General features: G+C 65.0%; 16 protein-coding genes. 11 read left to right on the top strand and 5 right to left on the bottom strand.

Translation table 11 applies throughout. The annotated features are described in order from the left end of the window. From Q8J98_RS14755 to Q8J98_RS14740, 4 genes are all read right to left on the bottom strand, one after another. On the bottom strand, nucleotides 1-137 hold a 137-nt coding region (locus Q8J98_RS14755; protein ID WP_305185107.1), incomplete at its 3' end, for a glyceraldehyde 3-phosphate dehydrogenase NAD-binding domain-containing protein. 14 nt (nucleotides 138-151) lie between these two features. Further along, nucleotides 152-2122: a transketolase gene (tkt, locus tag Q8J98_RS14750; RefSeq protein ID WP_305295029.1), complete on the bottom strand. Its 1971-nt coding sequence runs from the start codon at nucleotides 2120-2122 to the stop codon at nucleotides 152-154. Between the two features lie 11 nt (nucleotides 2123-2133). Continuing rightward, on the bottom strand, nucleotides 2134-3006 hold the full coding sequence (locus Q8J98_RS14745; RefSeq protein ID WP_305295028.1) for a phosphoribulokinase: 873 nt from the start codon (nucleotides 3004-3006) through the stop codon (nucleotides 2134-2136). A gap of 4 nt (nucleotides 3007-3010) precedes the next feature. Beyond that, entirely contained in the window at nucleotides 3011-3997 is a 987-nt protein-coding gene (locus Q8J98_RS14740; protein WP_305295030.1) for a class 1 fructose-bisphosphatase, read from the bottom strand. Nucleotides 3998-4118: 121 nt separating this feature from the next. Between Q8J98_RS14740 and Q8J98_RS14735 the strand changes: the two genes are divergently transcribed. From Q8J98_RS14735 to Q8J98_RS14700, 10 genes are all read left to right on the top strand, one after another. Then, nucleotides 4119-5090 (top strand): LysR family transcriptional regulator, encoded by a 972-nt coding sequence (locus Q8J98_RS14735; RefSeq protein WP_305295027.1) that lies wholly within the window; start codon nucleotides 4119-4121, stop codon nucleotides 5088-5090. 210 nt (nucleotides 5091-5300) lie between these two features. After that, on the top strand, nucleotides 5301-5663 hold the full coding sequence (locus Q8J98_RS14820; protein WP_370868117.1) for a transglutaminase family protein: 363 nt from the start codon (nucleotides 5301-5303) through the stop codon (nucleotides 5661-5663). Then, complete coding sequence (locus tag Q8J98_RS14815) at nucleotides 5575-6558, top strand: transglutaminase family protein (RefSeq protein ID WP_370868115.1); 984 nt, start codon at nucleotides 5575-5577, stop codon at nucleotides 6556-6558. The genes Q8J98_RS14820 and Q8J98_RS14815 overlap by 89 nt, the downstream gene beginning before the upstream one ends. After that, nucleotides 6501-8249, top strand: a complete 1749-nt coding sequence (locus Q8J98_RS14810) for a transglutaminase family protein (RefSeq protein ID WP_370868114.1) — start codon at nucleotides 6501-6503, stop codon at nucleotides 8247-8249. The genes Q8J98_RS14815 and Q8J98_RS14810 overlap by 58 nt, the downstream gene beginning before the upstream one ends. Then, nucleotides 8249-10639: a circularly permuted type 2 ATP-grasp protein gene (locus tag Q8J98_RS14725; RefSeq protein ID WP_305295026.1), complete on the top strand. Its 2391-nt coding sequence runs from the start codon at nucleotides 8249-8251 to the stop codon at nucleotides 10637-10639. Before Q8J98_RS14810 ends, Q8J98_RS14725 begins: the two co-directional genes overlap by 1 nt. A gap of 10 nt (nucleotides 10640-10649) precedes the next feature. Beyond that, nucleotides 10650-11528: a transglutaminase family protein gene (locus tag Q8J98_RS14720; protein ID WP_305295025.1), complete on the top strand. Its 879-nt coding sequence runs from the start codon at nucleotides 10650-10652 to the stop codon at nucleotides 11526-11528. 187 nt (nucleotides 11529-11715) lie between these two features. Then, nucleotides 11716-12600 (top strand): MBL fold metallo-hydrolase, encoded by an 885-nt coding sequence (locus Q8J98_RS14715; RefSeq protein ID WP_305295024.1) that lies wholly within the window; start codon nucleotides 11716-11718, stop codon nucleotides 12598-12600. 145 nt (nucleotides 12601-12745) lie between these two features. Beyond that, nucleotides 12746-14488, top strand: coding sequence for a SulP family inorganic anion transporter (locus Q8J98_RS14710; RefSeq protein WP_305295023.1), 1743 nt, complete (start codon nucleotides 12746-12748; stop codon nucleotides 14486-14488). A 167-nt stretch (nucleotides 14489-14655) separates the two neighbouring features. Continuing rightward, the gene (locus Q8J98_RS14705; RefSeq protein ID WP_305295022.1) at nucleotides 14656-14925 is read left to right on the top strand and encodes a DksA/TraR family C4-type zinc finger protein; all 270 of its coding nucleotides are present in this window, start codon (nucleotides 14656-14658) and stop codon (nucleotides 14923-14925) included. A gap of 339 nt (nucleotides 14926-15264) precedes the next feature. Further along, on the top strand, nucleotides 15265-16296 hold the full coding sequence (locus Q8J98_RS14700) for a Hint domain-containing protein (protein WP_305295021.1): 1032 nt from the start codon (nucleotides 15265-15267) through the stop codon (nucleotides 16294-16296). A gap of 123 nt (nucleotides 16297-16419) precedes the next feature. On the opposite strand, the gene Q8J98_RS14695 is transcribed toward Q8J98_RS14700, so the two are convergent. Then, on the bottom strand, nucleotides 16420-17292 hold the full coding sequence (locus tag Q8J98_RS14695; RefSeq protein ID WP_305295020.1) for a DMT family transporter: 873 nt from the start codon (nucleotides 17290-17292) through the stop codon (nucleotides 16420-16422). A 112-nt stretch (nucleotides 17293-17404) separates the two neighbouring features. Here Q8J98_RS14695 and Q8J98_RS14690 point away from each other — a divergent pair, with 112 nt between their 5' ends. Next, the gene (locus Q8J98_RS14690) at nucleotides 17405-18277 is read left to right on the top strand and encodes an S-methyl-5'-thioadenosine phosphorylase (RefSeq protein WP_305295019.1); all 873 of its coding nucleotides are present in this window, start codon (nucleotides 17405-17407) and stop codon (nucleotides 18275-18277) included. The last annotated feature ends 342 nt before the right edge of the window (nucleotides 18278-18619 follow it).

Raw genomic sequence — 18619 nt, 5'->3', positions numbered from 1 at the left:
AGATGCGCGTTGGTCTCGACCGGGCCAAGGTCGTTGATCGCCACCACCCGAATGTCATTGCGCCCCGATTCGATGATCGCGCGGAGCACATTCCTGCCGATCCGGCCAAAGCCGTTGATTGCAACTTTTACTGTCATCGCGTTCGCTTTCCTCAGAGTTTATGTTTCGCGGCCATCACCACGCGCTCGGTGGTGATGCCGAAATGGCGGTAGAGTTCGGGCGCGGGTGCCGAGGCACCAAAGCCGTCCATGCCGATGAAGGCGTCCTTGTGGCGCAAGAGCAGATCCCAGCCCTGCCGGATGGCGGCCTCGATGCCGATGCGCGGCGCGCTGCCGAGCACCGCCTGGCGATAGGCCGCAGGTTGCGCCACAAAAGCCTCGAAGCAGGGGGCCGAGACCACCGCGGCGCGAATGCCTTCGGCGGCAAGCTGGTCGGCCGCAGCGATGGCGATTTCCACCTCGGAGCCGGTAGCGATCAGCGTCACCTGCCGGTTCGCCACATCGCGCAGCACATAGGCACCCTTCGCGGTCAGGTTCTCGCCCGCCTGCTGACGCATCAGCGGCAGGTTCTGGCGGGTGAGCACCAGCATCACCGGCGTCGCCGTGGATGCCATTGCGATTTCCCAGGCCTCGGCGGTTTCCACCGCGTCGCAGGGTCGGATGACGGTCAGGTTGGGGATCGCGCGCAGGCTGGCGAGGTGCTCGACCGGCTGATGCGTCGGGCCGTCTTCGCCAAGCCCGATGCTGTCATGCGTCATCACATAGGTGACCGGCACCCCCATCAGTGCTGCAAGGCGGATCGACGGGCGGCAATAGTCGGCAAAGGCCATGAATGTGCCGCCATAGGGCTTGAAGAGCCCGTGCAGCGCGATGCCGTTCATCGCCGCCGCCATGCCGTGTTCGCGGACGCCATAATGAATGTAGCTACCCGAGAAATCGGCGCGGGTGACCGATTTCTGGCCCTTGGACCGGGTCAGGTTCGAGCCGGTCAGGTCAGCCGAGCCCCCCACCGTGAACGGGAGAGCCGCATTGACCACGCCCAGTGCCATTTCGCTGGCCTTGCGGGTGGCCACCTTGGGCCTGTCCACCAGCAGTTGCGCCTTGAAGGCGGCCATTGCCGGGGTCAGCGGTGCCGGATCGCGGGCAACAGCGGCGTGGAACGCGGTGCGGTGCGGCGAGGCGGCGAGTGCGCTGGTCCAGACACCGCGGGCTGCCGAGCCGCGCGCGGCAACCTTGGCCCAGGCGGCATAGATGGCGGCGGGGATCTCGAAGGGCGGATGGTTCCAGCCCAGCTCCGCCCGTGCCGCGGCGATTTCGGCGTCGCCCAACGGCGCGCCATGCACATCATGGCTGCCCTGCTTGTTCGGCGCGCCGAAGCCGATGATGGTGCGGCAGGCGATCAGGCTGGGGCGCGGGTCGGCCTTCGCCGCGGCGATTGCTTCGGCGATTTCGGCGCGGTTGTGGCCATCGACCGCCAGCGTGTGCCAGCCTGCGGCGGCAAAGCGCGCCCGCTGGTCGGTTGAGGTTGAAAGGCCGGTATCGCCGTCGATGGTGATGTGATTGTCATCCCAAAGCACGATCAGCCGGCCGAGGCCAAGGTGGCCCGCCATGTCGATCGCCTCGTGGCTGAGGCCTTCCATCAGGCAGCCATCGCCGGCGATGACATAGGTGAAATGGTCGATTAGATCGGCAAACCGCGCCGCCGCCATGCGTTCGGCCAGCGCCATGCCCACGGCGGTGGCGATGCCCTGGCCAAGCGGGCCTGTGGTCACTTCGATGCCCTTGGCATGGCCGTATTCCGGGTGCCCGGCGGTGCGGCTGCCCAACTGGCGGAAGGCGCGCAGTTGATCCAGTCCCATGTCGTCATAGCCGAGCAGATGGTGGATCGCGTAAAGCAGCATCGAGCCGTGCCCGGCCGAAAGCACGAAGCGGTCGCGGTTCGGCCAGTCGGGGGTTTGCGGGTCCAGCGTGACGAAACGGTTGAACAGCACGGTTGCCACATCCGCCATGCCCATCGGCATGCCGGGGTGGCCGGAGTTTGCCTTTTGCACCGCATCCATTGCCAATGCACGGATCGCGTTTGCCATCTGGCCTTCGTCGGCGATCTGCTGATGAACGTTCATCGGGTGTCCTTTCAGGCGCGCTTGCTGTCGCGCACCAGGCGCTCGATCAGCGGGGTGAGGATCAGCTGCATTGCCAGATCGAGCTTGTTGCCGGGGATGACGATCGAATTGGCGCGTGACATCCACGAGCTGTCGATCATCGAGATGAGATAGGGAAAATCGATGCCGCGCGGGCTTTTGAAGCGGATCACCACAAGGCTTTCGTCGGCGGTGGGGATCCAGCGGGCGATGAACGGGTTCGAGGTATCGACCACCGGCACCCGCTGGAAGTTGATGTCGGTCTCGGTGAATTGCGGCGTGATGCAGTGCACATAGGCGTGCATGCGGCGCAAGATGGTGTCGGTTACGGCCTCGGTGGTGTAGCCGCGCTGGGCGCGGTCGCGGTGAATCTTCTGGATCCACTCAAGGTTGATGACCGGAACCACACCGATCTTGAGGTCGGCCAGCTTGGCAAGATTGACCTCTTTGTTGACCACGGCACCGTGCAGCCCCTCGTAGAAAAGCAGGTCCGAGCCTTCTTCGAAAGGAGCCCAGGCAGTGAAATTGCCCGGTGCCACGCCCTTGGCGGCGGCCTCGACCTCGTCATGGACATAGGTCCGGCTGCGGCCCTTGCCGGTTTCGCCATATTCGCGGAATACCCGCTCCAGCTCTCCCAACTCGTTCGCTTCATAGGAAAAGTGCGAGAATGTTGTGCTGCCGTTGGCGCTGCGTTTGGCAAGCGCGTCGCGCATGTCGGCGCGGTTGAACTTGTGGAAGGCGTCGCCCTCGATCGACACCGCCGAGATGCCTTCGCGGCGGAAGATCTGCTCGAAGGTTGCCTTTACCGTGCTGGTGCCCGCGCCCGAAGAGCCGGTGACCGAGATGATCGGGTGTTTCTTGCTCATGTCATCAGCTCCTGAACAGGCCGCGCTTGCCGAAAAGCGCTGAAGTTTCGGTTTCGGGAAGGTCGTGGTAGGTGGTCACGCGGATCACCTTTTCGATGCTGCCAAATACGAAAGGTGTGCGCATGTGCAGCGAGGTGATCTGCTGGCCGAGGATCGGATCGACCGAATCCGTGGCCCCGCCGCCCGCCTGGGTGATCAGGAAGGCAATCGGTGCACATTCGTAAAGCATCCGCAGACGGCCGCGCGCATAGCCCTTGCGGTCGTCGCCGGGGTAAAGGAACACGCCGCCGCGGGTCAGGATGCGGTGCGTTTCGGCGACCAGCGAGGCGATCCAGCGCATGTTGAACGGACGGCCGCGCGGGCCATCGGCACCAATCACCAGATCGTCGATAAATGCGCGGATCGGCGCGGGCCAGTGATGGTAGTTCGAGCTGTTGATGGCAAACTCATTGGTCTGCGGTGGCACTTGCAGGTTGCGCCCGGTCAGCCGGAACTTGCGGCTGTCGGGATCGAGCGTGAACTTCAGCACCCCGGCACCGAAGGTGACGACCAGGCAGGTCTGCGGCCCGTAGATCACATAGCCGCCCGCGATCTGATCCGAGACCGGGCGCAGAAAGCTGGAATCCGCATCTTCGCCAGCGGGGAAGATCGCGAATATGGTGCCGATGGAAACGTTGGTCTCGATATTGGACGAGCCGTCCAGAGGGTCGATAGCCAGCGCCAGCGTGCCGGTCTGGTTCAACTCAACCGCAGTGTCCTGCTCCTCGGAGGCGTAGTAGCGCACCGCGGAATCGCGCAAGGCATTCGCAAAGGCCTCGTCGGCGATCACGTCGAGCGCCTTCTGCCCGTCGCCGCCGATATTGAAACCGACCGCGCCGCCGAGGTTCTGCCCGATGTCGCCGCGGGCAATCATCAAGGCAAGATCGACCGAAGTTGCGCAGATGCGCTCCATCACATCCCGGAGCGCCTCGGGAATTTCGGTTCCGTCCATCCCTGTCTGGTCAATACTCACGCGCTGTTCCCCCCGTCGCATTGCCGCGATGTGCATAGCCTGCTCTACATGGGTACAAAAACAAATTTGATAATTCTGCATTTTCAGTTAGAAAAACTGAATGAAAGCCCTTGCGACGATCACCCTGAAGCAACTGCGCGCCCTTGCCGGTGTTTCCGAGAGCGGATCGATCACGGCTGCGGCCAAGGCGTTGAACCTGACAGGGCCCGCAGTTCATAGCCAGATCAAGGCGTTAGAGCAGCAACTGGGGGCAACATTGCTGCAACGCAGCGCCGATTCCGCGGGATCGCAGCTTACCGCGGCAGGTGCCGCCCTGTTGCGCACGATTGAGCGGATGGATGCTGTTTTGTCGCATGGAATCGAGCAGGTCAGGGCGCTTCAGACCGGCGAGATGGGCCGAATCACGCTTGGTGTGGTTTCGACCGCCAAGTATTTCGCCCCCGGGCTGGTCAAGACGCTGCGGCTCTTGAACCCGGGCATCACGATTGTGCTGAATGTCGGCAACCGCGACGCCATCCTGAGGGATATCGAGGCAGGGGCGGTCGATCTTGTCATCATGGGGCGGCCACCGCGATACCCCGTTGTCGAGGCGATCCCGCTGGGGGCGCATCCGCACGGCATCGTCGCGCCGCCTGACCACCCGCTTGCCGGTCGCAAGGCCTTGTCTTGGGCGGATCTGCGCGGTGAAACCTTCATTGCCCGCGAGCCGGGGTCGGGCACGCGGATTTTGATGCAGCGTTACCTTGACCAGCTTGGCGACGGGGAAACCTATCAGACCGCCGAAATGGCCTCGAATGAAACCATCAAGCAGGCGGTGATGGCCGGGCTTGGCATTGCCTTTCTGTCGCTGCACACGGTGATTTCCGAAATGCGGCACGGCGAACTGGTGCTGCTGCAAACGCCAAACGCGCCGGTTTCGCGGCACTGGTTCCTTGTCCATGCGGCGGGCCGCCACCTTGAACCGGCCGCCGAGCGCACGCGCGACGCCATTCAGCGGCTTGGCGGAAGCTTTCTGCCCGCCTACACCGAAGCAGGCGTCAACCAATCCGAAACACGGGGGCGTGGCAGCTGATCTACCCGTGCCGCTGCCGCCCGCCCCTTTCGCGCCCGTGACCGCGCGCGGTGCCTGTTTGCGAGGCAGTTCCCGGCGGTTGCGCCCGATGCCTGGCGCATTGCTGCCCTTGCCGGCACAAAGTGATGGAGGAAATCCGAGGGCTGTGAAAATACCGGCGGCAGCCCTGAAAGAAATCCAGCATGTCCATTCTTGCCAGCATCCACCACCTTGTCTTATGAATTGGGCGGTTCCCGGGGTAGAAGGGAGCCGCTGCGCACTGTCGATTTCATCGTGCGCCTGAACGCGCAACTGGCGCAGGAAATTGGCTATGTGATCCGGATGGAGCCGGGGGTGCAGACGCCAGAGGAAACGCTGGGCCTCGGCAAGGGCTCGTGCCGCGATACCAGCTGGCTTCTGGTGCAGGTGTTGCGCCACCTCGGCTTTGCCGCGCGCTTCGTGTCGGGCTACCTGATCCAGCTCAAGCCCGATCTGGTGGCGGTCGATGGCCCGGCGGGCACCGACCACGACTTTACCGACCTGCACGGCCTGGTGCGAGGTCTATCTTCCCGGCGCGGGCTGGATCGGGCTTGATCCGACCTCGGGGTTGCTTGCCGGTGAAAGCCATATTCCATTGGCGGCCACCCCGCATTATTCCAACGCCGCGCCGATCTCGGGCATGGCGAGCTTTGCCGAGGTAGCCTTCGACTTCGACATGACGGTGACACGGATGGCCGAGCATCCGCGCATCACCAAGCCGTTTTCCGATGCCGCCTGGGCAGATCTGAATGCGCTTGGTCACAAGGTCGATGAGGCTCTTGCGGCAGGCGACGTGCGCCTGACGATGGGCGGCGAGCCGACTTTCGTTTTGATCGACGATTTCGAGGCGGAGGAGTGGAACTCCGATGCGGTCGGCCCCACCAAGCGGGTCTATGCCGATGCCCTGATCCGCCGCCTGCAGGCAAAATTCGCGCCGGGCGGCTTCCTGCACTACGGTCAGGGCAAGTGGTATCCGGGCGAAACTCTGCCGCGCTGGACCTTCAGCCTGTACTGGCGGCGCGATGGCAAGCCGATCTGGCATGACCCCGCACTGATTGCGCCCGAGCTATGCAAGTCCGAGGCGACCCCGGCCCAGGCCACCGCCCTGCTGCAAACCATCGCCGAGACGCTGGGCCTGCCTGCGGAAAACGTGACACCCGCCTATGAGGATCCTGCCGAGTGGATCGTCAAGGAAGGCAACCTTCCGGAAAACGTGACGCCGCAGAACTCGCAGCTGAAAGACCCCGAGAAACGCAACCGCATCGCCCGGGTCTTTGCGCGCGGCCTGACCGATCCTTCGGGTTTCGTGCTGCCGTTGCAGCGCTGGCAGTCGCAAGCAAAAAGACCTGGGTTTCCGAAAAATGGAAACTGCGGCGCGGGCATCTGTTTCTGGTGCCCGGCGACAGCCCGGTCGGCTATCGCCTGCCGCTCGCTTCGCTGCCGCATGTGAAAGCGGCGGACTTTCCGCATGTGCTGCCCTCGGACCCGTTCGAAGACCGCGCGGCGCTGCCCGATCTCGCACCCGGCGCGCTGGCGCAGCATCGGCAGGAACGCCCTGCCTTCACCGCGTCAGAACCGGTGCAAGACCGCAACGAACAGGTGATTTCCGAGGTGGCTGGCGCTGTTCGCACCGCCATTTCGGTTGAACCGCGCGACGGACGGCTTTGTGTGTTCATGCCGCCGGTGGAGCGGGTGGAAGATTATCTGGAACTGGTCGCCGCCGCCGAGGCTGCCGCCCGTGCGCACGGCCTGCCGGTGCATATCGAAGGCTACGGGCCGCCCCATGACCCGCGCCTGAACGTGATCCGGGTGGCCCCTGACCCCGGCGTGATCGAGGTGAACATCCACCCCGCGCATAGCTGGGACGAGGCGGTGGCCACCACCGAGGCCGTCTACGAAGAGGCGCGGCAACTGCGACTTGGTGCCGACAAGTTCATGATCGACGGCAAGCATACCGGCACCGGTGGCGGCAATCATGTGGTGGTGGGCGGGCTCACCCCTGCCGACAGCCCGTTCCTGCGCCGCCCCGATCTGCTTGCCAGCCTGATCCTGCACTGGCAGCGGCACCCTTCGCTTTCCTACCTGTTTTCGGGCCTGTTCATCGGCCCTACGTCGCAGGCCCCGCGCATTGACGAAGCGCGGATGGATGCGCTTTACGAGCTTGAAATTGCCTTGGCGCAAATTCCGGCACCGGGGCAGGGGCCGAGCCCTTCGCCGTGGCTTGTGGACCGGCTTTTGCGCAATCTGCTGGTGGATGTCACCGGCAATACCCACCGCGCCGAGATCTGCATCGACAAGCTCTACTCCCCCGATGGCCCGACCAGCCGACTGGGACTGGTCGAATTTCGCGGCTTCGAAATGCCGCCGAACCCGCGCATGAGCCTTGCGCAGCAGGTGCTGATCCGCGCACTGATCGCGCGGATGTGGCAAAGCCCGGTGCAAGGGGCGCTGATCCGCTGGGGCACCACTCTGGCGGACCGCTTCATGCTGCCGCATTTTGTCTGGCTCGATTTTCTAGACGTGCTGGGCGACCTGAGCCAGCACGGCTTCGCGCTTGACCCCGACTGGTTCAAGGCGCAGGCCGAGTTCCGCTTTCCGTTCTGCGGCGAGATCACGGTCGAGGGCGTCACGCTTGAGCTTCGGCAGGCGCTGGAGCCCTGGCATGTGCTGGGCGAGACCGGCGCGATTGGCGGCACCGTGCGCTACACCGACAGCTCGGTGGAGCGGTTGCAGGCCAAGCTGACCACCGCCGATCCGGGGCGCTACACCGTCACCTGCAATCGTCGCCGCCTGCCGATGCAGGCCACCGGTACGGCGGGCGTGTTTGTGGCGGGGCTGCGCTACAAGGCGTGGCAGCCGCCGCTGGCGCTGCATCCGGTGCTGCCGGTCAACGCACCGCTGACCTTCGATATCTACGACATCTGGACCGGCCGGGCGCTTGGCGGCTGCACCTACCATGTCGCGCACCCGGGCGGGCGCAATTATGATACCTTCCCGGTCAACAGCAACGAAGCCGAAGCGCGACGCCTTGCCCGTTTCGAGCCGCGCGGTCATATTTCGGGCAGTTATGAGCCCTTGCCCGAAACCCCGCACCCCGAGTTTCCGATGACGCTTGATCTGCGCCGCGCGCGCGGGCTCTGATGCCCCGGAAAGCAAATCCAAAGCCGGTCGATAGCCAGCTTTTTGCCCGCTATCGGCCGCTGCCCGGCGTGCCCGATGAACTGGCCGATGCCAGCGGTGCGATGCGCCCGGGCTGGGCCGGGCTGATGGCGCACCTCTCGGCGCTTTCCGCTGCCGAGACCAGAAACGCCTTTGCGCGCGGTGCGCAGCATCTGGCCGATACCGGCGTGTTCTTCCGCAAATATGGCGACAGATCCGGGGCCGCACGTGATTGGCCGTTCAGCCCGGTGCCGGTCATTCTGCCAGAGGCGGAATGGCGCGGCATCGAGGCCGGTCTGATCCAGCGTGCCGAGTTGCTGGAGCTTGTGGCGGCCGACCTTTACGGTGCCAACCGGCTGGTGGCCGAGGGGCATCTGCCCGCCAGCCTGATCGCGCAAAACCCCGAATGGCTGCGCCCGATGGTGGGCGTGCCGCCGCGCTCGGGGCACTTTCTGCATTTTGTGGCGTTCGAGATCGGGCGCGGCCCGGATGGCGGCTGGTGGGTGCTTTCCGACCGCACCGATGCGCCTTCGGGCGCGGGCTTCGCGCTCGAAAGCCGGGTGGCGGCGACCCGCGTTTTCCCCGACCTTTACCGCAATACCAATGTGCTACGCCTTTCCGGTTTCTTCCGCGCCTTCCGCGATGCGCTGGAAAACCTGCGGATCGATCCGAACTCGCGCGTTGGCATCCTGACCCCGGGGCAACTGACCGATACCTATTACGAGCAGGCCTATATTGCCCGCTATCTCGGCATGGCGCTGTTGGAAGGCGAAGACCTGACGGTCGAGAGTGGCCACCTGCGGGTGCGCACCGTCGCCGGGCTGGCCCCGGTCGATGTGCTTTGGCGGCGGATGGACGGGATCTGGGCCGGTCCGCTGGAACTGCGCGAGGATAGCCGCCTTGGCACCCCCGGCCTGGTGTCGGCGGTGCGGCAGGGCCATGTGACCATGGTCAATGCGCTGGGCGTCGGCGTGCTGGAAACCCAGGCGCTGATGGCCTTTTTGCCGAAGATCGCGCAGGTGCTGACCGGCCAGGGCTTGCGCCTGCCCAATGTGGCAACCTGGTGGTGCGGCCAGGAGGGGGAACTGGCGCATGTGCGAGGCCATGCCGACCGGATGATGATCGGCCCGGCGCTGGCCACCCGGATGCCGTTTGAATCCGGTGCCCCGCATGCCATCGGTGGCCAGATGCGCGGCAGCGAAGCCGGTTTGCACGACTGGCTCAGCGAAAACGCGGCGGGGCTGGTCGGCAAGGAACTGGTGACGCTTTCCACCACGCCCGTTCATGAAGCGGGTGTTCTGGTGCCGCGGCCGATGACGCTGCGGGCGTTTCTGGCCCGCACGCCCGAGGGCTGGCAGGTGATGCCCGGCGGTTTTGCCCGTGTCGGTGCCAGCACCGACACCACGGCAATCTCGATGCACAACGGCGGTTCGGTGGCGGATGTCTGGATCGTCAGCGACGATCCGGTTGATCCGGTAACCATGCTGCCGCCGCCCAGCGCGCCTTTCGTGCGGGCCGAACCGGGGCCTTTGCCCAGCAGGGCCGCCGACAATCTGTTCTGGCTCGGCCGCTATGTGGAGCGCACCGAGGGGCTCTTGCGGCTGGTGCGCGCCTTCAACAGCCGTCTGGACGAGGCGGCGACCGAGCCCTTGCTGGCAGCTATCCGCGCCCATCTGAAAACCTACCATGTCGATGCCGCCGAACCTTTCCCCAAGGGCCTGCGCGCCACCCTTGCCTCAGCCGTTTACAGTGCCAACCAGATCCGCGACCGTTTCAGTGTCGATGCCTGGGCGGCGCTGAAAGACATGGAAAAGTCGATGGCCCGTATCGCCACGACCACGCTTGCGGGCGGCGACGCGGCCATGGTGATGAGCGTCATGCTGCGCAAGATCGCGGGTTTTGCCGGACTTGTGCACGAAAACATGTATCGCGCCGAGGGCTGGCAGTTTCTGACCATCGGGCGCTCGCTTGAACGCGCGGCGATGATTTCGGATCTTCTGGCGGTCGTGGCAGACCCGAAATCGCCAGAAGGCGGGCTCGACCTTGCGGTAGAGGTCGGCGACAGCATCATGGTGCACCGTCAGCGTTATGCGGTGTTCACCCGCCGCGAAAGCGTGATCGACCTGCTGGCGCTTGATGCACGAAACCCCAGGGCGCTGCGTTTCCACCTTGAGGTGATCGGCAAGCGGGTGCGCGATCTTCGCGGTTCAGAACCCGACACCTCGATACAGGCCCTGGAAGCCAAGGTTTCGGCGCTGCGGGGGTCGATCGCGGCGCATTCGGTGCTGACGCTCGATAACGCTGCGCTCATCGTCGCGCAACGGCAGACGCTTGATCTTACCGCAGCGCTGCACGCGGCGTTCATGCATTAGGGGCGGGGCGGTGATTTACGACATCAGACTGCGCATCGCCTCTGAATATGACCGCCCGGCGGTGAGCGGGCGGCATCTGGTCTGCGTGATGCCGCTGGAAACGGGGCGCGGGCAGCGCTGCGTTTCCGGCACCCTCACGATCGCGCCAGAGCCCGAAGAGCGCCTTGACCGCCTCGATTTCTTTGGCAACAGGGTAACCGAGTTCTGCTTTCGCGCGCCGCAAGACAGCGTAACGCTGACCCTGCTAGCCCGGGTCGAGCGGCTGGAACGGGGCGAGTGGCCCGGGGGCTCGGTTGCATTGGCGGACCTGCCCGCGGCGCTGGCAGAAAGCCGCGATCTCGGGCCGGATTCGCCGCTGCATTTTCTTGCGCCCTCGTTCCGGGTGCCGCGCGATGCCGCGATGGAGGCCTTTGCGCGCGCCGTTCTAGAACCGGGCATGAGTGTTGCGGCGGCGGTCATGGCGGTGGGGCACGCGCTGAACCGGCACCTGCGCTATGACCCGCAGGCAACCACGGTCGATACCCCCGCAGCCGAAGCTTTTGCGCGGCGCAGTGGTGTCTGTCAGGACTTTTCGCATATCATGATCGCCTGCCTGCGCGGCATCGGGGTGCCTGCTGGCTATGTGAGCGGCTTTCTGAGCACGCTGCCACCGCCCGGCAAACCGCGGCTGCAAGGGGCCGATGCGATGCACGCCTGGGTGCGCGCCTGGTGCGGGCCCGAAACCGGCTGGATCGAATTCGATCCGACCAACGACAGGCTGGCAGGTGGCGACCATGTCGTTGTTGCGCGCGGCAGGGATTATGCCGACGTGGCACCGGTAAAGGGCACGCTGCGGACCTCAGGCACGCAGAAAAGCCGGCAGGCGGTCGATATGGTGCCGCTCGGGTAGGGCGGGCGAATACTGCCTGGCTATTGCAGCACCCCCGGCACGGCTGATATATGCTTCAGGTTGAATATGTGGCTGCCGACCCTAGATCCGTTGCAGCAGCGGGCCGACACAGCAGCGGGCCGACAGTGCCGGACCGGAATGCCTGATCGCTCCCATGGCCGCCACCCGGATGAAAGAGGAGAAGTTGATGCCTGGCTACCCGATCAACCTTGCCGTCAAACCGCAGGTCGAGGCGTTTTTCGACCCGGCGACCAATACCATCAGCTATGTCGTCCGCGACCCCGGTTCAAACGCCTGCGCGGTGATCGATTCGGTGATGGATATCGACTATGCGGCGGGTCGCATCACCTATGACCATGCCGATGCGATCATCGCCTATATCCAGCGCAGCGGCCTCAGCCTTGAATGGATCATCGAGACCCATGTGCATGCCGACCACCTTTCCGCCGCGCCCTATATTCAGGGCAAGCTCGGTGGCAAGATCGGCATCGGCGACAAGATCATGGTGGTGCAGGAAACCTTCGGCAAGATCTTCAACGAGGGCACCGAGTTTCAGCGCGATGGCAGCCAGTTCGACCGCCTGTTCAAGGATGGCGATACCTACCAGATCGGCGGCATGCAGGCGGTGGCGCTTTTCACCCCCGGCCACACCCCGGCCTGCATGGTGCACGTTTTGGGCAATGCGGCTTTCGTGGGCGACACGCTGTTCATGCCCGATGGAGGCTCGGCGCGCGCCGATTTTCCCGGCGGCGATGCGGGCACGCTTTATGACAGCATCCAGAAGCTGCTGGCGCTGCCCGAAGAGATGCGGCTTTTCATGTGCCACGACTACGGCCCCGATGGCCGCGAAATTCAGTGGGAAACCACGGTCGGGGCAGAAAAGGCGCATAACATCCATGTTGGAAACGGCACCACGAAAGCGCAATTCGTGGCATTGCGGACCGCGCGCGATGCAACGCTTGCGATGCCCCAGCTCATCATCCCGTCGTTGCAGGTGAACATGCGCGCGGGTGAAGTTCCCACCGACAAGGATGGGCGCGCGATGTTGAAGGTGCCGATCAATGGCCTTTGACCCCGGCACATCCGGGTGCATCCGCCTTCCCCGCAGTCATGGCGGCGCGCGCCATCGCCTCTGCTTGCGATAGCCCCCGCTTTCGCGCCAATGTCATTCGGGCGGGCTCTGATCCCCGCACCGCTTCGCAGTCAGGATCGACCCGATGTCCGCAAAGCCCATCGCCCGCTATTTTCCGATCCTGCAATGGGGCAAGGCCTATGACCGGCAGGCGCTTGGCGGCGATCTGATGGCGGCGATGATCGTGACGATCATGCTGATCCCGCAATCGCTGGCCTATGCGCTGCTGGCCGGGCTGCCGCCTGAGGCCGGGCTTTATGCCTCGATCGCACCAATCATCCTCTACGCCATCTTTGGCACCAGCCGGGCGCTGGCGGTGGGGCCGGTGGCGGTGATTTCGCTGATGACCGCCGCGGCAATCGGCAATATCGCCGAGCAGGGGAGCATGGGCTACGGCGTCGCGGCGCTGACTCTGGCAGGGCTTTCGGGGCTGATCTTGCTTGGCATGGGGGTTTTCCGCCTCGGGTTTCTTGCCAATTTCCTGTCGCATCCGGTGATCGCGGGGTTCATTGCCGCAAGCGGCATACTGATCGCCACCAGCCAGATCAGGCACCTTCTTGGGGTCAGCGCCGGGGGCAACACCTTGCCCGAAATGCTGGCGTCGCTGGCCCGCGCGGTTCCGGCTACGAACGCGGTCACCCTCGTTCTCGGTGTTCTGGCGACGGGGTTTCTTTTCTGGGTGCGCCGGGGGATGAAACCGCTTTTGCGCCGGATCGGCTTTGGCGCGCGTTTCGCCGACATGCTGACCAAGGCCGGGCCGGTGCTGGCGGTGGTGGCGACAACGCTTGCGGTCTGGGGGCTGGGGCTTGATGCGAAGGGGGTGAAGATTGTCGGGCTGGTGCCGCAGGGCCTGCCACCGCTGACCCTGCCCTCGTTCTCGCCCGAGCTGATTGGCGCGCTGCTGGTGCCGGCGCTGCTGATCTCGATCATCGGCTTTGTCGAATCCATTTCGGTGGCGCAGACCCTTGCGGCGAAGAAACGGCAGCGCATCGACCCGGATCAGGAATTGATCGGCCTCGGTGCGGCGAATATCGGGGCGGCGCTGACCGGCGGCTTTCCGGTTACCGGCGGTTTTGCGCGCTCGGTGGTGAATTTCGACGCCGGGGCAGAGACCGCCGCCGCCGGGGCTTTCACCGCCGTTGGCCTTGCCATCGCGGCGCTTCTGTTGACGCCGCTGATCCATTTCCTGCCCACCGCCACGCTGGCCGCGACGATTATCGTGGCGGTGCTGTCGCTGGTCGATTTCTCGATCCTGCGGCGCAGCTGGGGCTATTCGAAGCCCGATTTCGTGGCGGTCGCGGCGACCATCCTCGTCACCCTCGGCATGGGGGTGGAGGCGGGGATTTCGGCGGGGGTGGTGGCGTCGGTCGGGCTGCATCTTTTCCACACCTCGCGCCCGCATGTTGCCGAGGTCGGGCTGGTGCCGGGGACCCAGCATTTCCGCAACTTTCGCCGCCATGCGGTGCTGACCGATCCGCGGCTTTTGAGCCTGCGGATCGACGAGAGCCTGTATTTCGCCAACGCGCGGTTTCTGGAAGATACCATCCATGACCGGCTGGCGGTGCAGGGCGCGATCCGCGACGTGGTGCTGATGTGTTCGGCGGTCAACGAGATCGATCTGAGCGCGCTGGAAAGCCTTGAGGCGATCAATACCCAGCTTGGCGAAATCGGCGTGCGGCTGCACCTTTCGGAGGTGAAAGGCCCGGTGATGGACCGGCTGAAAGCGACCGATTTTCTGGCCGCGCTGACCGGCCGGGTGTTTCTGTCGCAATGGGATGCCTGGCAGGCGCTGACCGCCGCCCCAGCGTTGCCCGCGCGTGAGGCATGAGGCGTAACACGCGTGTTATGATGGGTAGGTAGTTGATTTCACGGGGAATCCCTGTTGGCGTTAAGGGTTTTTAAGGGGCTCTGGCGCTTACCCGGCAGCGCCTTTCGGGGGGCCTTGACGGACGGAACCCGGGCGCGCGACACTTGCCGCGCAGGACGGAGGCGGACATGGCCGGAGGTTGGGCGCGCGATGGCGCGGTGAGCGAGCAGATCGAAGCCTCGATCGAAGACGAGCTGCGGCGGATGCGGGCGCGGCCCGTGCCTGCGGGCGAAAGCCTGACCCATTGCGCCGAATGTGACGAGCCGATTGCGCAAGCGCGCAGGCAGGCGGTGCCGGGGGTGAAGCTTTGCCTCGATTGCCAGAAGGCGCGCGACGCGCGGCCAGTCACGCGCGGCGGCATCAACCGGCGCGGCACCAAGGACAGCCAGTTGAAGTGACCCGGCCGGGCCCGCGGCCCCATGCCGCCCGCCCGATGCCCCATGGCCGCAAACCGCCGGGAAGGGTGAAAAGCGCCTACGGCGGGGGCGGTTCGGGCGCGGCCGAAGCCGCCGAAACGCGGTTTTTCCCGAAGCGGGTGTGCATGCTTGGTGCGGGGAGGTCAGCGGGCGAATGTTGGCGATGCGGGACGAAGCCGCGGCGCAGTGTTTCCCGAAAACAAGGTAATTCGAGGAATTAATCCACTTTGTTTCATATTTTTGACACATTCCCCCTGCTTCGATACGGTGCCACACCAACAATCTCCAAGCGACATCGACCCCCCCTTGATCGGTGCCTAAATGAGCAGCTACTACGTCAGGACCGACAGCAGTTCGGCCAACAATCCGGCGATCAACCTGACCGGGGCTCCCTCGTTTCAAATCACGTTCATCGCCGAAACACCGACGGGTGATCCTGGCGATCTGTTTCTTGGCGGTGCTCCCGACCCCAATACCCAGGTTCTCATTGGTGGGCAGGCCTACAATTTCACGGTCAACTGGATCGGGATCCTGCCGACAGCGAACAACCAGGGCGGCAACCAGGTACCCGCGCAGTTTCGCGGCGACGCGATCATGCGCATCGCGGTTCAGGATTACCCGTCCGCAGGTCAGGTGACCTACCTTGTGTTCATGCCCTATGAACAGGCGACTGCGGCAGACATGAACGCTTTCGGGAATGGCCGGATCGACGTTCAGAGCATTGAGACCAATCCTGATCCGGTGCCGGTGTGCTATGTTGCGGGAACCCGGCTTGAAACACCCAAAGGGCCCGTGGCCGTCGAGGACCTTCGGATCGGCGACTTGTTGACAACCCAAGACGACGGTCCCCGACCGATCCGCTGGATAGGCTGGACAGAACACAGTTGGCCCGACACCGACGAAAAACTGCGTCCGGTACGCATCCCTGCAAGGTCTCTGAATGGTCGACTGCCCATCCGCGACCTGATGGTCTCGCCCCAGCACCGCATCCTGATCAGCAGGGAGGGCTTTCCCTTCCTTGATCATGATACGGAGCAATTTGCACCTGCTCTGAGCCTTGAGGGATATTGCGGCATCGCCCGGGAAACCGCGTGCAGCACCGCGCGCTACTATCATGTGTTGCTCGAACGTCATTCGGTCATTCGCGCGGAAGGGCTGTGTTCCGAAAGCTTCTACCCGGGTCCAATGGCGATGCGTAGCCTCAGCTTCCGAAACCGGATCCGCGTCATGTCACTCTATCCGGGCCTCGCAGCGGACCCGCGCAACGGGTACGGACCGCTGTGCCGGACCACTCTGACCAGACGACAGGCGGTTGAACTGCTAGGCGCGGCACCTGCGGACGCAGTATTGTGAGCCGTAGAAGGGCAATTTAGGCTTGGACGCGCTTCTACCCTGCGTCGGGTCGGAGTCACCGCTTCTGTTTCATGCCGACTTGCCATCCGGCTTGCGCCCCCCCGGCACTCTGGGTGCCCCCCCTCACCCCCTCGCCGCCCGCCTTGCCTTGCGCGCCCGCGCAAGGGTATAAAGCCCGCTGGCGATGATGAGGGCGGAGCCTGCCAGCATTGGCGCATCGGGGCGCTCGCCGAAGACCAACACCGCCAGCACCAGCGCAAACACCAGCCGGGTGTAGCGGAAGGGGGTGATGACCGAGACCTCGCCCATCCGCATGGCCGCCGTCAGCCCCCAATAGGACGCCACACCGAAGAGGGTGGCGAGCGCGAGGCCCAGCGCCTCGGGCGCGCCCGGCATCGCCGCGCCGCCGGTTACCAGCAGCAGTGCCGCGCCGGTGGGGATCAGCATGAAGAAGCCGTAGATGCCGAGTTGCAGATTGCTCAGCACCGGCGCGGCGGCGCGGGTGGCAAGGTCGCGCCCGGCAAAGCCGAGCATGCCGAGCACGGTAAAAAGCGAGGCCAGCTGAAACCCCTCCATGCCGGGGCGGAGCACGATCAGCACGCCCAGAAAGCCCGCGCCGATTGCCGCCCAGCGCCGCCAGCCGACCTTTTCGCCAAAGATCAGCGCCGCCCCGGCGACCACCACCAGCGGCGTCGCCTGCAAGATCGCCGAGGCGTTGGAAAGCGGCGTCAGCGTGATGGCGAGCGTATAGCCGAGCCTGCCCGCCACCTCGGCAATGGCGCGCAAAAGGATCGGCCAGGAGGCGATGGCCGGGTGCAGCACCCGCTCGCGCCGCCAAAGCGCCATGACGATGAAGGCGAGCATGCCGGCAAGCCCGAAGATCATCAGGATCTCGCCCACCGGCAGCACTTTGGCGGTGCGCTTGATGAACATGTCTTCAAGCGCGAAACCGCCCATCGCGGCCACCATCAGCACACTGCCGCGCATGTTGCTCAAGATCGCTCTCCCTGCCTTGCCCGGCCAGCGATAGCCTGCCGGAAGGCGAAGCGCAAACCGCCCTTTCGCGAGTGGCGCGGGGCGCTTAGGGTGGCGGAAAATGGGGGCAATCATGCAGCGAATGATCGGCATTATCGGCGGCTCGGGGGTTTACGAGATCGAGGGGCTGGAGGGGGCAAGCCGGGTGGCGGTGAAAACCCCCTGGGGCAAGCCCTCGGACGAGGTCCTGGTGGGGCGGCTTGGCGGGGTGCCGATGGCGTTTTTGCCGCGCCACGGGCGCGGGCATGTGCATTCGCCGACTTCGGTGCCCTACCGCGCCAATATCGATGCGATGAAGCGGCTGGGGGTGACCGACCTTGTGGCGTTGTCGGCCTGCGGCTCGTTTCGCGAGGACATGGCACCGGGGGATTTCGTGCTGGTCGATCAGTTCATCGACCGCACCTTCGCGCGGGAAAAATCGTTCTTCGGGGCGGGCTGCGTGGCGCATGTGAGCGTGGCGCACCCGACCTGCGCGCGGCTTTCCGATGCCTGCTTTCACGCTGCCGGGGCCGAGGGGGTGCGGGTGCACCGCGGCGGCACTTACCTCGCGATGGAGGGGCCGCAGTTTTCCACCCTCGCCGAGAGCAGGCTTTACCGCGAGGTCTGGGGCTGCGACGTGATCGGCATGACCGGCATGCCCGAGGCGAAACTCGCCCGCGAGGCCGAGCTTTGCTATGCCTCGGTGGCGATGATCACCGATTACGATTGCTGGCACGAGGTCCACGGCGCGGTGGATGTGGCGCAGGTGGTTGCCACCTTGGGGGCGAATGCCGACCATGCGCGGGGGCTGGTGGCGCGGCTGCCGGGGCTGCTGGGGGCCGGGCGGGGGGCCTGCGCCGAGGGCTGCGACCGGGCGCTGGAGCACGCCGTGATGACGGCACCGGGGGTGCGGGATGCCGAGGTGGTGGCGAAGTTGGATGCGGTGGCGGGGAGGGTGTTGGGGTGAGGCCCTTGCGGCTGGTGCGGACAGGAACCGAGGGCAGCGCACGGACCGCCGGGGGGGGCGAAGCGCCCGCCCCGGGGGGCGGTTCGGGCGCTGCCCGGTGCAAAGGGCACCGGGCGGGGGGGAGTTCTCTTTGCCCGGGCATTTGGAAGTCACGCCAATACGGGAAAGCGGTCATGAGCGCGTCTGCTGATGTTGGGAGTTCTTAGGCTCAAGTTTCAAGTGCAACACCCACGGCCCCCAGGGCATAGGATGTTGCGATGGACAGACGAAGCAAGCACCTCAGCAGCGAGGAACGTGGCGTGATCTTTGCCGAGCATAGTCGAGGCAGCAGCCAGCGGCTGA

It is taken from the genome of Phaeovulum sp., from assembly GCF_030684035.1.
Lineage (GTDB): Bacteria > Pseudomonadota > Alphaproteobacteria > Rhodobacterales > Rhodobacteraceae > UBA6213.
This window is presented reverse-complemented; position numbering and strand designations above follow the sequence as displayed.

Bases quoted from the DNA above. Each gene is read 5' to 3' on its own strand.
- tkt (WP_305295029.1), bottom strand. From the start codon at position 2,122: ATGAACGTTCATCAGCAGATCGCCGACGAAGGCCAGATGGCAAACGCG.
- Q8J98_RS14745 (WP_305295028.1), bottom strand. From the start codon at position 3,006: ATGAGCAAGAAACACCCGATCATCTCGGTCACCGGCTCTTCGGGCGCG.
- Q8J98_RS14740 (WP_305295030.1), bottom strand. From the start codon at position 3,997: ATGGACGGAACCGAAATTCCCGAGGCGCTCCGGGATGTGATGGAGCGC.
- Q8J98_RS14735 (WP_305295027.1), top strand. From the start codon at position 4,119: ATGAAAGCCCTTGCGACGATCACCCTGAAGCAACTGCGCGCCCTTGCC.
- Q8J98_RS14815 (WP_370868115.1), top strand. From the start codon at position 5,575: ATGGCCCGGCGGGCACCGACCACGACTTTACCGACCTGCACGGCCTGG.
- Q8J98_RS14725 (WP_305295026.1), top strand. From the start codon at position 8,249: ATGCCCCGGAAAGCAAATCCAAAGCCGGTCGATAGCCAGCTTTTTGCC.
- Q8J98_RS14715 (WP_305295024.1), top strand. From the start codon at position 11,716: ATGCCTGGCTACCCGATCAACCTTGCCGTCAAACCGCAGGTCGAGGCG.
- Q8J98_RS14710 (WP_305295023.1), top strand. From the start codon at position 12,746: ATGTCCGCAAAGCCCATCGCCCGCTATTTTCCGATCCTGCAATGGGGC.
- Q8J98_RS14705 (WP_305295022.1), top strand. From the start codon at position 14,656: ATGGCCGGAGGTTGGGCGCGCGATGGCGCGGTGAGCGAGCAGATCGAA.
- Q8J98_RS14700 (WP_305295021.1), top strand. From the start codon at position 15,265: ATGAGCAGCTACTACGTCAGGACCGACAGCAGTTCGGCCAACAATCCG.
- Q8J98_RS14690 (WP_305295019.1), top strand. From the start codon at position 17,405: ATGCAGCGAATGATCGGCATTATCGGCGGCTCGGGGGTTTACGAGATC.